This is a genomic window from Polaromonas sp. P4_F6 (genome assembly GCF_056401275.1).
On sequence record NZ_JBFUJQ010000004.1, the window covers coordinates 179,869 to 193,668 of the forward strand.

Annotated in this window: 12 protein-coding genes; all 12 read left to right on the forward strand. The window is 63.9% G+C overall.

Annotated features, from left to right (window positions below):
* Nucleotides 1–11: 11 nt before the first annotated feature.
* Nucleotides 12–722 carry a transposase gene (locus AC1DUN_RS12520; protein ID WP_477714240.1) on the forward strand — a complete coding sequence of 237 codons (711 nt, stop codon included), beginning with the start codon at nt 12–14 and terminating at the stop codon, nt 720–722.
* Nucleotides 723–958: 236 nt separating this feature from the next.
* Nucleotides 959–5,701, forward strand: a complete 4,743-nt coding sequence (locus AC1DUN_RS12525; protein WP_477714241.1) for a glutamate synthase-related protein — start codon at nt 959–961, stop codon at nt 5,699–5,701.
* 100 nt (nt 5,702–5,801) lie between these two features.
* A complete protein-coding gene (locus AC1DUN_RS12530; protein ID WP_477714242.1) occupies nt 5,802–7,268 on the forward strand; it encodes a glutamate synthase subunit beta in 1,467 nt (488 codons plus the stop codon).
* 321 nt (nt 7,269–7,589) lie between these two features.
* Nucleotides 7,590–8,435 carry an ABC transporter ATP-binding protein gene (locus AC1DUN_RS12535; protein ID WP_477714243.1) on the forward strand — a complete coding sequence of 282 codons (846 nt, stop codon included), beginning with the start codon at nt 7,590–7,592 and terminating at the stop codon, nt 8,433–8,435.
* Nucleotides 8,432–9,226: a lipid asymmetry maintenance ABC transporter permease subunit MlaE gene (gene mlaE, locus AC1DUN_RS12540; RefSeq protein ID WP_074577904.1), complete on the forward strand. Its 795-nt coding sequence runs from the start codon at nt 8,432–8,434 to the stop codon at nt 9,224–9,226. Before AC1DUN_RS12535 ends, mlaE begins: the two co-directional genes overlap by 4 nt.
* 132 nt (nt 9,227–9,358) lie before the next feature.
* Nucleotides 9,359–9,865, forward strand: coding sequence for an outer membrane lipid asymmetry maintenance protein MlaD (gene mlaD / locus AC1DUN_RS12545; RefSeq protein ID WP_074577905.1), 507 nt, complete (start codon nt 9,359–9,361; stop codon nt 9,863–9,865).
* Between the two features lie 14 nt (nt 9,866–9,879).
* Nucleotides 9,880–10,623: an MlaA family lipoprotein gene (locus AC1DUN_RS12550; RefSeq protein ID WP_477714244.1), complete on the forward strand. Its 744-nt coding sequence runs from the start codon at nt 9,880–9,882 to the stop codon at nt 10,621–10,623.
* A 202-nt stretch (nt 10,624–10,825) separates the two neighbouring features.
* Nucleotides 10,826–11,470, forward strand: a complete 645-nt coding sequence (locus AC1DUN_RS12555) for an MlaC/ttg2D family ABC transporter substrate-binding protein (RefSeq protein WP_074577907.1) — start codon at nt 10,826–10,828, stop codon at nt 11,468–11,470.
* 12 nt (nt 11,471–11,482) lie between these two features.
* Nucleotides 11,483–11,755, forward strand: coding sequence for an STAS domain-containing protein (locus AC1DUN_RS12560; RefSeq protein ID WP_477714245.1), 273 nt, complete (start codon nt 11,483–11,485; stop codon nt 11,753–11,755).
* A 69-nt stretch (nt 11,756–11,824) separates the two neighbouring features.
* On the forward strand, nt 11,825–12,790 hold the full coding sequence (locus AC1DUN_RS12565; RefSeq protein ID WP_477714246.1) for an ABC transporter ATP-binding protein: 966 nt from the start codon (nt 11,825–11,827) through the stop codon (nt 12,788–12,790).
* A complete protein-coding gene (locus tag AC1DUN_RS12570; protein WP_074577910.1) occupies nt 12,787–13,542 on the forward strand; it encodes an ABC transporter permease in 756 nt (251 codons plus the stop codon). Before AC1DUN_RS12565 ends, AC1DUN_RS12570 begins: the two co-directional genes overlap by 4 nt.
* Before the next feature lie 2 nt (nt 13,543–13,544).
* Entirely contained in the window at nt 13,545–13,799 is a 255-nt protein-coding gene (locus AC1DUN_RS12575) for a BolA family protein (RefSeq protein WP_007868148.1), read from the forward strand.
* The last annotated feature ends 1 nt before the right edge of the window (nt 13,800 follow it).

The window sequence follows — 13,800 nt, forward strand, 5'->3', positions numbered from 1 at the left end:
TGTTGCATTCCATGGCCCGTCTTCCCCGTCTGACGCTTCCCGGTTTCCCCCATCACATCATCCAGCGCGGCAATAACCGGCAAGCCGTCTTTTCCTGCGCCGCCGATCACCAGATGCTGCTGCGACTGCTCGACGAAAGCGCGCGCAAATTCGGCGTGGCCCTGCATGCCTATGTGCTGATGGACAACCACTTCCACCTGCTGGCTACGCCCGGCACCGCGGACGGCCTGCCGCAGATGATGCAGGCCGCGGGACGGCGCTATGTGCGCTACTTCAACGACAGCCAGGGGCGTTCCGGCACCCTGTGGGAGGGGCGTTACCGCGCCACCGTGATCGAGGCGGAGCGCTATTTGCTGGCGTGCATGGCCTATATCGACCTGAACCCGGTCCGCGCGGGGCTGGTGGCCGAAGCCAGGGACTATCCGTGGTCCAGCCACGGCCACTATGCGGGCTTGCGGGTCGACAGCCTGCTGACGCCGCATCCCCTGGTCTGGGCACTGGGCAACACACCCTTTGCCCGCGAGGCGGCCTACGCCTCATTGGTGCGTGCCGGCATCACACTGGAGCAGCAGGAGCTGCTGACCCGCTCGGCCCTCAGCGGCTGGGCGCTGGGTGGGGATGAATTCCTGGCCGAACTGCAAAAGCGCACCGAGCGCCGCGTGACCAAAAACCAGGCGGGTCGGCCGGCCATGGCCGCCAAAGAGGACTTGCCACCGGCTTGAACAACGCCATTCAAGGCTTTTTTGCGCTCGAATTTAATATGTCCCCAATTAAATGTTGATTAAATTTATCGATTTTTAATTGGAATCTGACCCTATTTAAACTTCTTGGCATTGTTGTTGCACTGCACTATGCTCCCCATTCCCTGCGAAAAATTATGAAACTGCGGATGGGTGCGTTGCGGCCCCTCTCACAGGACGCGTTCAGCGCCCCCATCCCACCCCGACGAGGAATTGCCATGACCACGGCTGCTGAAATCAAGCATTTTGAAGAAAACGGTTTGTACGCCGGAGCCAACGAACACGATGCCTGCGGCGTCGGTTTCGTGGCACATATCAAGGGGCATAAAAGCCACGCCATCGTCCAGCAAGGCCTCAAGATCCTCGAAAACCTCGACCATCGGGGCGCAGTGGGCGCCGACAAGCTCATGGGCGACGGCGCCGGTATCCTGATCCAGCTGCCCGACGCGCTGTACCGTGAAGAAATGGCCGCGCAGGGCGTGCAACTGCCGCCGCCCGGCGAATACGGCGTCGGCATGGTGTTTTTGCCCAAAGAGCACGCCTCCCGCCTGGCTTGCGAACAGGCGCTGGAACGCGCCGTCAAGGCCGAGGGCCAGGTGCTGCTGGGCTGGCGCGATGTGCCGGTCAACCGCGACATGCCCATGTCGCCCACCGTGCGCAAAAAAGAACCCATCCTGCGGCAGATCTTTATCGGCCGCGGCAACGACGTGATCGTGCAGGACGCGCTGGAACGCAAGCTCTACGTGATTCGCAAGACCGCCAGCGCGGCCATCCAGAACCTGCGCCTGACGCACAGCAAGGAATATTACGTGCCCAGCATGTCCAGCCGCACGGTGGTCTACAAAGGCCTGCTGCTGGCCGACCAGGTGGGCACTTACTACCGCGACCTGACCGATACACGCTGCGTTTCGGCGCTGGGCCTGGTGCACCAGCGCTTTTCCACCAACACCTTCCCCGAGTGGCCGCTGGCCCACCCCTATCGCTATGTCGCGCACAACGGCGAAATCAACACCGTCAAGGGCAACTACAACTGGATGAAGGCGCGCGAAGGCGTGATGTCCTCGCCGGTGCTGGGCGCCGACCTGCAAAAGCTCTACCCGATCAGCTTTGCCAGCCAGTCCGACACCGCCACCTTCGACAACTGCCTGGAACTGCTGACCATGGCCGGCTACCCGATCAGCCAGGCCGTGATGATGATGATTCCCGAACCCTGGGAACAGCACACCACCATGGACGAGCGCCGCAAGGCCTTTTATGAATACCATGCCGCCATGCTGGAGCCCTGGGACGGCCCGGCCTCCATCGTCTTCACCGACGGCCGCCAGATAGGCGCCACGCTGGACCGCAACGGCCTGCGCCCCTCGCGCTACTGCGTGACCGACGACGACCTGGTCATCATGGCTTCCGAATCGGGCGTGCTGCCCATCCCCGAGCACAAGATCGTGCGCAAATGGCGCCTTCAGCCCGGCAAGATGTTCCTGATCGACCTGGAACAGGGCCGCATGGTCGATGACGAGGAAATCAAGGCCACGCTGGCGCACAGCAAACCCTACAAGCAGTGGATCGAAAACCTGCGCATCAAGCTCGACGACGTGGCCGGCAAGGCAAGCAAGCCCGCCGCGGCCGCCGCGCCTGTCTCCGACATTCCGCTGCTCGATCGCCAACAGGCCTTCGGCTACACGCAGGAAGACATCAAGTTCCTGATGTCTCCCATGGCCGCGAACGGCGAGGAAGCCACCGGCTCCATGGGCAACGACAGCCCGCTGGCCGTGCTGTCCAACAAGGACAAGCCGCTCTACAACTACTTCAAGCAGCTGTTCGCGCAGGTGACCAACCCGCCCATCGACCCGATACGCGAAGCCATCGTGATGTCGCTGGTGTCCTTCATCGGCCCCAAGCCCAACCTGCTGGACATCAACCAGGTCAACCCGCCCATGCGGCTGGAAGTCAGCCAGCCGGTGCTCAACGTGGCCGATATGCAAAAGCTGCGCGACATCGAGGCGCACACCCAGGGCAAGTTCAAGAGCTACACCCTGGACATCACCTACCCGCTGGCCTGGGGCCACGAAGGGGTGGAGGCCAAGCTGGCCTCGCTGTGCGCCGAGGCGGTTGACGCGATCAAGGACGGCAAGAATATCCTGATCATCAGCGACCGCGGCATCAGCGCCACGCAGGTCGCCATCCCGGCCCTGCTGGCCCTGTCGGCCATTCACCAGCACCTGGTCAAGGAAGGCCTGCGCACCACGGCCGGCCTGGTGGTGGAAACCGGCTCCGCGCGCGAGGTGCACCACTTCGCCGTGCTGGCCGGCTACGGCGCCGAGGCCGTCCATCCCTACCTCGCGATGGAAACCCTGGCCGAGCTGTCCAAGGGCCTGCCGGGCGAGCTCAGCACCGACAAGGCTGTGTACAACTACACCAAGGCCATCGGCAAGGGCCTGTCCAAGATCATGTCCAAGATGGGCGTGTCCACCTATATGAGCTACTGCGGCGCCCAGCTGTTCGAGGCCATAGGCCTGAACCGCGACACCGTGGCCAAGTTCTTCACCGGCACGGCCAGCCAGGTCGAGGGCATGGGCGTGTTCGAGATCGCCGAGGAAGCGCTGCGCATGCACCGCGCCGCCTTCGGTAACGACCCGGTGCTGGCCAACATGCTGGACGCCGGCGGTGAATACGCCTGGCGCGTGCGCGGCGAAGACCATATGTGGACGCCTGACGCCATTGCCAAGCTGCAGCATTCCACGCGCTCCAACAACTGGAACACCTACAAGGAATACGCCCAGCTGATCAACGACCAGAACCGCCGCCACATGACCTTGCGCGGCCTGTTCGAGTTCAAGATCGACCCTTCCAAAGCCATCCCGATCGACGAGGTCGAGCCGGCGAAGGAAATCGTCAAGCGTTTTGCCACCGGCGCCATGTCGCTGGGCTCCATCAGCACCGAGGCCCACGCCACGCTGGCTATCGCCATGAACCGCATAGGCGGCAAGAGCAACACGGGCGAGGGCGGTGAAGACCCGAACCGTTACCGGCAAGAGCTCAAGGGCATCCCGATCAAGAAGGGCGAGACGCTCAAAAGCGTGATCGGCCCGAAACAGGTCGAGGTTGACCTGCCGCTGCAGGACGGCGACTCGCTGCGCTCGCGCATCAAGCAGGTCGCCTCGGGCCGCTTCGGCGTCACGGCCGAATACCTGGTGTCGGCCGACCAGATCCAGATCAAGATGGCCCAGGGCGCCAAGCCCGGCGAGGGCGGCCAGCTGCCCGGCGGCAAGGTCAGCGAATACATCGGCCAGCTGCGCTACTCGGTGCCGGGCGTCGGCCTGATCTCGCCGCCACCGCACCACGACATTTATTCGATCGAAGACCTGGCCCAGCTGATCCACGACCTCAAGAACGTCAACCCGCGCGCCAGCATCAGCGTCAAGCTGGTCAGCGAAGTCGGCGTCGGCACCATCGCGGCCGGCGTGGCCAAGGCCAAGTCCGACCACGTGGTGATCGCCGGCCATGATGGCGGAACGGGCGCTTCGCCCTGGTCGTCCATCAAGCATGCCGGTTCGCCCTGGGAAATTGGTCTCGCCGAAACCCAGCAGACCCTGGTGCTCAACCGCCTGCGCGGCCGCATCCGCGTGCAGGCCGACGGCCAGATGAAAACCGGCCGCGACGTCATCATCGGCGCGCTGCTGGGCGCCGACGAGTTCGGCTTCGCCACCGCGCCGCTGGTGGTCGAAGGCTGCATCATGATGCGCAAGTGCCACCTCAACACCTGCCCCGTCGGCGTGGCCACGCAGGACCCGGTGCTGCGCCAGAAATTCAGCGGCAAGCCCGAGCATGTCGTCAATTACTTCTTCTTCGTCGCCGAGGAAGCGCGCCAGCTCATGGCGCAGCTCGGCGTGCGCAAGTTCGACGACCTGATCGGCCGCGCCGACCTGCTGGACACGCAAAAAGGCATTGAACACTGGAAGGCCCGCGGCCTGGACTTCGGCCGCCTGTTCTACCAGCCCAATGTGCCGGCCGACGTGCCGCGCCTGCACGTCATGGAGCAGGACCACGCGCTGGAAAAAGCGCTGGACGTGCGCCTGATCGAAAAATCCAAGGCCGCGATTGAAAAGGGCGAAAAAGTCCAGTTCATCGAAGTCGCGCGCAACGTCAACCGCACCGTGGGCGCCATGCTCTCGGGCGAGCTCACGCGCCACCATCCGCAGGGCCTGCCCGACGACACCTTGCGCATACAGCTTGAAGGCACGGGCGGGCAGTCCTTCGGCGCCTTCCTGGCCAAGGGCATCACCATGTACCTGATAGGCGACGCCAACGACTACACCGGCAAGGGCCTGTCGGGCGGGCGCATCGTGGTGCGACCCAGCATAGACTTCCGCGGCGACGCGGTGAAGAACACCATCGTCGGCAACACCGTGCTCTATGGCGCGACCACTGGCGAGGCCTTCTTCAGCGGCGTGGCCGGCGAACGTTTTGCCGTGCGCTTGTCGGGCGCCACGGCGGTCGTTGAAGGCACGGGCGACCACGGCTGCGAATACATGACGGGCGGCACCGTCGCGGTGCTGGGCAAGACCGGCCGCAACTTCGCCGCGGGCATGAGCGGCGGCGTGGCCTATGTGTACGACGAAGACGGCCTCTTCGCCACGCGCTGCAACACCTCCATGGTCTCCATGGACCGCATCGTCACCACGACCGAACAGCACACCCACGACAAGGCCGACTGGCATGCCGGCGAAAGCGATGAGGAACTGCTCAAGCGCCTGCTGCAGGACCACAACCGCTGGACCGGCAGCAAGCGCGCGCGCGAACTGCTGGATAACTGGGGCGAGTCGCGCCTGAAGTTCGTCAAGGTCTTCCCGAACGAGTACAAGCGGGCCCTGATCGAGCGCAAGGAGCGCCGGCTCGAGGCGGCGACCGAGACCACCCGGGCCCAGGTCGCCACCAACCAGGAAGCGGTGGCCGCCAAGTAGGCCGCCCACCCCACGCTTGCATTGAACCGGAACTGCCCGCGCCCGTGATGACGGGCCGGCAGCCGGAAAAGCTTAAAAAAGAATCGCACAGGACCTCATCATGGGAAAAATCACCGGCTTCATGGAATACGAGCGCATCGAGGAGGGCTACAAGCCCGTGCCGGAGCGCCTGAAGAACTACCGCGAATTTGTCATCGGGCTGGACGACGCGCAGGCCAACAAGCAGGCGGCGCGCTGCATGGACTGCGGCACGCCGTTCTGCAACAACGGTTGCCCGGTCAACAACATCATTCCCGACTTCAACGACATGGTGTTTCGCGCCGACTGGAAAAACGCGATCGACACGCTGCACAGCACCAACAACTTCCCCGAGTTCACCGGCCGCATCTGCCCGGCGCCCTGTGAGGCCGCCTGCACGCTGAACGTGAACGACGACGCCGTCGGCATCAAGTCCATCGAGCACGCCATCATTGACCGCGCCTGGTCCGAAGGCTGGGTCAAGCCCGTGATGCCCAAACACAAGACCGGCAAGAAGGTCGCCGTCGTCGGCTCCGGTCCGGCCGGCATGGCCGCGGCCCAGCAGCTGGCGCGCGCCGGCCACGAGGTCACGCTGTTCGAGAAGAACGACCGCATTGGCGGCCTGCTGCGCTACGGCATCCCCGACTTCAAGATGGAGAAAGTCCATATCGACCGCCGCGTCGAGCAGATGAAGGCCGAAGGCGTGGTATTCCGTACCGGCGTGATGGTGGGCAGCCTGCCCAAGGACTCCAAGGTCACCAACTGGGCCAAGGAAAGCATCAGCCCCGAGCAGCTGCAAAAAGACTTTGACGCCGTGATGCTGACCGGCGGCGCCGAGCAGTCGCGCGACCTGCCGGTGCCCGGCCGCGACCTGGACGGCGTGCATTTCGCGATGGAATTTCTGCCCCAGCAGAACAAGGTCAATGCCGGCGACAAGGTCAAGGGCCAGCTGCGCGCCGACGGCAAGCATGTCATCGTGATAGGCGGCGGCGACACCGGCTCCGACTGCGTGGGCACCAGCAACCGCCACGGCGCCGTCAGCGTCACGCAGTTTGAACTGATGCCCCAGCCGCCCGAAGAAGAAAACCGCCCCTTGACCTGGCCTTACTGGCCCATCAAGCTGCGCACCTCTTCCTCGCACGAGGAAGGCTGCGAGCGCGAGTTCGCCATCTCCACCAAGGAGCTGATCGGCGAAAAGGGCAAGGTCACGGGCCTGAAGACGGTTCGCGTCGAGTGGAAAGACGGCAAGATGGCCGAGGTGCCCGGCTCCGAGCAGACCCTCAAGGCCGACCTGGTGCTGCTGGCCATGGGCTTTGTCTCGCCGGTGGCTTCCGTGCTGGATGCTTTCGGCGTTGAAAAAGACAACCGCGGCAACGCCAAGGCGGGCACCGACTTCACCGGCGGATACGCCACCAATGTGCCCAAGGTGTTTGCCGCCGGCGACATCCGCCGTGGGCAGAGCCTGGTGGTATGGGCGATTCGCGAAGGCCGCCAGGCCGCGCGCGCCGTCGACGAATTCCTGATGGGTTACAGCGACCTGCCTCGCTGAACGCAGCGCCCGGCCTTCGCAATCGCCCCAAGGGGCGGCTAATGAAACCCCAAGCTAATGCTTGGGGTGCGCGAAGGCCGCCAGGCCGCGCGTGCCGTCGGCGAATTCCTGATGGGTTACAGCGACCTGCCTCGCTGAACCAGACGACTGAGGAAACCCCAGGCTGTGCCTGGGTGCGACGGCCTGCGCTGCAAGCGGCGTGACGGAAACCCCACGGTATTACTGCCTGGTATTACTTCCCGGAATGGGGGCGGCCAAACCCCGTATCATTAGGGCATTCCCCTAGTTCGCCGGCGCGCTCGTCGGCCCCTCTTTTTCTCCATGGCCGACACCCTCGCTTCATCACTGGTTGAATTCAAGGATGTGACCTTTTCCTATCCGGGTTCCGCGGGCGACCGCGTGATTCTGGACAGGGTCACCCTGTCCGTGCCCAGGGGCAAGGTCACCGCGCTGATGGGCGCCTCGGGCGGCGGCAAGACGACTGTGCTGCGGCTGATAGGCGGCCAGCAAAAGGCTACCCACGGCGCCGTCTTGTTCGACGGCAAGGACGTCGGGCAGCTGGTGCAGCAAGAGCTGTACGCCGCACGTCGGCGCATGGGCATGCTGTTCCAGTTCGGCGCGCTGTTCACCGATTTGAGCGTGTTCGACAATGTGGCCTTCCCGCTGCGCGAGCACACCGCGCTGAGTGAACGCCTGATCCGCGACATCGTGCTCATGAAGCTCAACGCCGTAGGCCTGCGCGGTGCGCGCGACCTGATGCCCAGTGAGATCTCCGGCGGCATGGCCAGGCGCGTGGCGCTGGCGCGCGCCATCGTGCTGGACCCAGAACTCATCATGTACGACGAGCCGTTTTCAGGGCTGGACCCTATCTCGCTGGGCACCGCCGCGCAGCTCATACGCCAGCTCAACGACACCCTGGGCATCACCAGCATCGTCGTCTCGCACGACCTGGAAGAAACCTTCCGCATCGCCGACAAGGTCATCATCCTGGCCAACGGCGGCATCGCGGCCCAGGGCACGCCCGATGAAGTCAGGCGCTCCACCGACCCGCTGGTGCACCAGTTCGTCAATGCCGAAAGCGAGGGCCCGGTGAAATTCCATTACCCCGGGCCCGGCGTGGAGGCCGACTTCGGCAACGCGGATGCCGCCAAAAAGGAGCGCGCATGAGCCGCTACAGTCCCGTCGCCCTGGTGTCCGACCTCGGTTTTGCGGTGCGCAGGCAGCTGGCCGACGTCGGCTATGCCGCGCGGCTGATGTCACGCCTGGTCGCCCTGAGCGGGCCGGCCCTGGCCCGTTTCGGCCTGGTGCGCGACCAGATCTTCTTTTTGGGCAACTATTCGCTGGCCATCATCGCGGTGTCCGGCCTCTTTGTGGGCTTTGTGCTGGGCCTGCAGGGCTACTACACGCTGCAGCGCTACGGTTCGGCCGAGGCGCTGGGCCTGCTGGTGGCGCTCAGCCTGGTGCGCGAGCTCGGGCCGGTGGTCACGGCGCTGCTGTTCGCCGGCCGCGCCGGCACGGCCCTGACCGCCGAAATCGGCCTGATGAAAGCCGGCGAACAGCTCTCGGCCATGGAAATGATGGCGGTGGACCCGATACGCCGCATCCTGGCGCCGCGTTTTTGGGGCGGCATCATCGCCATGCCCCTGCTGGCCGCGGTCTTCAGCGCCGTGGGCATCCTGGGCGGCTGGCTGGTCGGCGTGGTCATGATAGGCATAGACGCCGGCTCCTTCTGGAGCCAGATGCAGTCCGGCGTGGACGTCTGGCGCGACGTGGGCAACGGCATCATCAAGAGTTTTGTGTTCGGCGTGACTGTCACCTTTGTCGCCCTGCACCAGGGCTTTGAAGCCCAGCCCACGCCCGAGGGCGTCTCGCGCGCCACCACGCGCACCGTGGTGGTGGCCTCGCTGGCCGTGCTGGGGCTGGACTTCCTGCTGACCGCGTCCATGTTCAGCCTGTAGCTTGTAGCCGTATAACCGCCTTCAAACATTTTTAATTTGTCCATGAGAAAATCCGCCATTCCAGTGTCTGCCTTGAAGGGATGGCGCAAGGCCCAAGCCGCGGCCGCCTTGCCGGGCCACTGAAAGAAAACAATGCAACGCTCCAAAAATGATCTCTGGGTTGGCCTGTTTGTCCTGATCGGGGGCCTGGCCATCCTGTTTCTGGCACTGAAGTCCGCCAACCTTCTTTCACTGAATTTCGACACTTCTTACAAGATCACGGCGAAATTCGACAATATCGGCGGCCTGAAGCCGCGCGCCGCGGTCAAAAGCGCGGGTGTGGTGGTCGGGCGAGTTGAAAATATCACTTTCGACGACAAGTCCTACCAGGCCAGCGTGAGCCTGGCCATGGAGAGCCGTTATGTGTTTCCCAAGGACAGCTCGCTGAAGATTCTGACCAGCGGCCTGCTCGGTGAGCAGTACATCGGCGTGGAGGCCGGTGGGGACGAGAAAAATTTCGCCGCGGGGGATGTGACCAAAAACACCCAGTCCGCCGTGGTGCTTGAGAATCTGATCAGCCAATTTTTATACAGTAAAGCGGCGGACAGCAGTTCCGGATCAGGGTCTGCGCCGCCACCAGCGACGACACAAAAAAAATGACGAACAACAACACAATGAAAAAATCAACAGGGTGGGCCGGCGCCGTTCTCGCAGTGGCGCTGCTTCAGGGATGCGCAACCGGCCCGGGCGCCAATCCGTCCGATCCGCTGGAGCCGTTTAACCGGGCCATGTTCGGCTTCAACGAGGGCCTGGACCGCGCCGTCCTCAAGCCCGTAGCCACCGCCTACCGCGACGTCACGCCCCAGCCCGTGCGCACCGGGGTCACCAGCTTCTTCGGCAACATTTCCGACGTCTGGTCCATGGTCAACAACCTGCTGCAGGGCAAGGGCGAAGCCGCCGCTGACAGCCTGTTCCGCGTCACCACCAACACCCTCTGGGGCCTGGGCGGCATTTTTGACGTGGCCAGTGAAATGAAAATCCAGAAGCACTCGGAAGACTTCGGCCAGACCCTGGGTGTCTGGGGTGTGGGCTCGGGCCCCTACCTGGTGCTGCCTGTGCTGGGCCCTTCCTCGGTGCGCGACACCGCCGGCCTGGTGGTGGATTACCAGCTGGACGCGGTCAGCCAGGCCAAGAACGTCCGTGTCCGCAACACCCTGACGACGCTGCGCGCGGTCAATGTGCGCGCCAACCTGCTGGGCGCTGGCGATGTGCTGGATCAGGCGGCGCTGGACAAATACAGCTTTACCCGCGATATCTACCAGCAGCGCCGCAACAGCCTGATCGGCAACACGCCGGCGGAAAAGGAAGAACGCTTTGACCTGCCTGAAGGCGCGCAGCCTAAGCCGGCAGCCAAGTAAGCAGTTGAAACAGGCTTTTACAGGGGCAAACCCGCTCTTGTGAAGGCCTGGTAGTGCCAATATTTACAAGACTGCCGAATAACTTCATCCCCAGTCCGGAAACCATCCCGCAAAATACCCTCGAAGCACCGGTTTTCAGCGCGCCGTGCATCAACCCGATGCCCGCGACACTGAGCCCCATGTTTCGATATGAAGGAGCATCATGAAACGCAGAACCCTTGGCCATTTGTTGACCGCCACCCTCAGCCTCGCCTTGCTGGGCGCCGCGCCTTTTGTGCGCGCCGCCGACGAGGCCCCCGACGCGCTGATCAAACGCGTGTCGGCCGAAGTGCTGGACAACATCAAGACCGACAAGGCGGTGAAAGCCGGCGACCTGACCAAAGTGCTGTCCCTGGTCGACAGCAAGATCATGCCCAACGTGAACTTCACGCGCATGACGGCAGCCGCCGTGGGCCGCAACTGGCGCCAGGCCACGCCCGAGCAGCAAAAGAAACTGCAGGAGGAGTTCAAGATCCTGCTGATCCGCACCTATTCCGGCGCGTTGGCGCAAGTCAGCGACCAGACCGTCAGCGTCAAGCCGCTGCGCGCGGAGGCCGCCGACACCGAAGTGGTGGTGCGCACCGAAGTCCTGGGCCGGGGTGACCCCGTCCAGCTGGACTACCGCATGGAAAAAACCCCCACGGGCTGGAAGATCTATGACCTCAACGTGCTGGGCGTGTGGCTGGTGGAAACCTACCGCACCCAGTTTGCCCAGGAAATCAGCACCAAGGGTGTGGACGGCCTGATTGCCTCGTTGGTACAGCGCAACCAGTCCAACAGCGGCTCGGTTGCCAAGAAGTCTTCCTGAGCGGGCCCATCGGTGCTCACGCTTCCCCCCGTCCTCACGCACGCCGAGGCCGCAGGTTTTTCGCTCGGCCTGAAACAGGCCGTGCTGTCCCAGCCCGCCGGGGTGGTGGCGGACGCCGGCGCGCTCAAGGAGTTTGATTCCTCCGCGCTGGCGGTGCTGCTGGAGTGCCGGCGGGAAGCGCTGGCCGCCGGCAAGGATTTCGCTGTGGCGGGCTTGCCGCCCCGGCTGCGCCAGCTGGCGGGCCTGTACGGCGTGGCGGAATTGATTCCGGCCGCCGCGGCCTGAGCCGCCGCCACGGGGCATTCCACGGCCCGGCCCGGCCAAAACGGCATCCGCCCTTAAAATGGCGGGCTCATGCCAGCGATCTCATTCCAGTCCGTCTCCAAAACCTATTCCTCCGCGCGAAATCAAACGGGTCCGGTCGTCAAGGCGCTTGACGACGTCAGTTTCGATATCCGGCAGGGCGAATTTTTTGGCCTGCTGGGCCCCAACGGCGCCGGGAAAACCTCCCTGATCAGCATACTGGCCGGCCTCTCGCGCGCCAGCAGCGGCACCGTCAAGGTCCACGGCAGCGACGTGCTGGCCGACTACGCCAGCGCCCGCCGAAAGCTCGGCGTGGTGCCGCAGGAACTGGTGTTCGATCCCTTTTTCTCGGTGCGCGAGGCGCTGCGCATCCAGTCCGGCTATTTCGGCATCAAGCGCAATGACGACTGGATAGACGAACTGCTGGTCAGCCTGGGCTTGGCCGACAAAGCCAACGCCAACATGCGCCAGCTCTCCGGGGGCATGAAGCGCCGCGTGCTGGTGGCGCAGGCCCTGGTGCACAAGCCGCAGGTCATCGTGCTCGACGAGCCCACCGCCGGTGTCGACGTGGAGCTGCGCCAGACCCTCTGGCAGTTCATCGCCAAACTCAACAAGCAGGGCAGCACCGTGCTGCTGACCACGCACTACCTCGAAGAAGCCGAAGCCCTGTGCAGCCGCATTGCCATGCTCAAGCAGGGGCGGGTGGTGGCGCTGGCGCAAACCTCCGAGCTGCTCAAGGCGGCGTCTTCCAACGTGCTGCGCTTCAAGATCGACAGCGAGCTGCCCACGCACCTGGCGGTGCAGGCCCGCATCACCGGCCGCATCGTGCAGTTCCCGGCGCACAACGCCCACGAGATCGAGCAATACCTTGCGGCGATCCGCGAGGCGGGCCTGGTGGCCGAGGACGTTGAAATCCGCAAGGCCGACCTCGAAGACGTCTTCCTCGACGTCATGAACAAAAAGCCCGCCGGCGAAACCCCGGCCGTGGCGGTAGATCTCGCGAAAGTAGCAACATGACAGGCTGGCAAACCCTTTTGTACAAGGAAACCCTGCGCTTCTGGAAGGTAGGCTTCCAGACCGTGGGTGCACCGGTGCTGACCGCCGTGCTCTACATGCTGATCTTCGGCCATGTGCTGCAGGACCAGGTGAAGGTCTACGACCAGGTCAGCTACACCGCTTTCCTGGTGCCTGGCCTGGTGATGATGAGCGTGCTGCAGAACGCTTTTGCCAACAGCTCCTCTTCGCTGATCCAGAGCAAGATCATGGGCAGCCTGGTGTTTGTGCTGCTCACGCCGCTGTCGCATTGGCACTGGTTTTTCGCCTATGTGGGCTCCTCGGTCGCGCGCGGCCTGCTGGTCGGTGTGGGCGTGTTCGCCGTCACCGTGTTTTTCGGCCAACCGGCTTTTGTGGCGCCGCTGTGGATCGTGCTGTTCGCGGTGCTGGGCGCCGCCATGCTGGGCGCCCTGGGCGTGATCGCCGGGCTGTGGTCCGAGAAGTTCGACCAGATGGCGGCCTTCCAGAACTTCGTCATCATGCCCATGACTTTCCTGAGCGGCGTGTTTTACTCCATCCACTCGCTGCCGCCCTTCTGGCAGAAGGTCAGCCACCTGAACCCCTTTTTCTACATGATCGACGGTTTCCGCTACGGCTTTTTCGGCGTCAGCGACGTCTCGCCCTGGCTGAGCCTGGGCATTGTCGCGACAGCCTTGCTGGCCGTCAGCGCGGTGGCCGTCAACCTGCTGCGCACCGGCTACAAAATAAGACACTAGACATGACCAGCGAAGAACTGCAATCCATCATCGCCGCGGGCCTGCCCTGCGAGCACATCGAGCTGTCGGGCGACGGCCGGCACTGGTATGCCACCGTGGTGTCCAGCGCCTTTGAAGGCCAGCGCCTGATCCAGCGCCACCAGAAGGTCTACGCCACGCTGGGCGGCCGCATGCAGACCGACGAGGTGCATGCGCTGTCGATGAAAACCTACACGCCCACCGAATGGGCCAATACCAACAACGGCAACGCGAACTGAA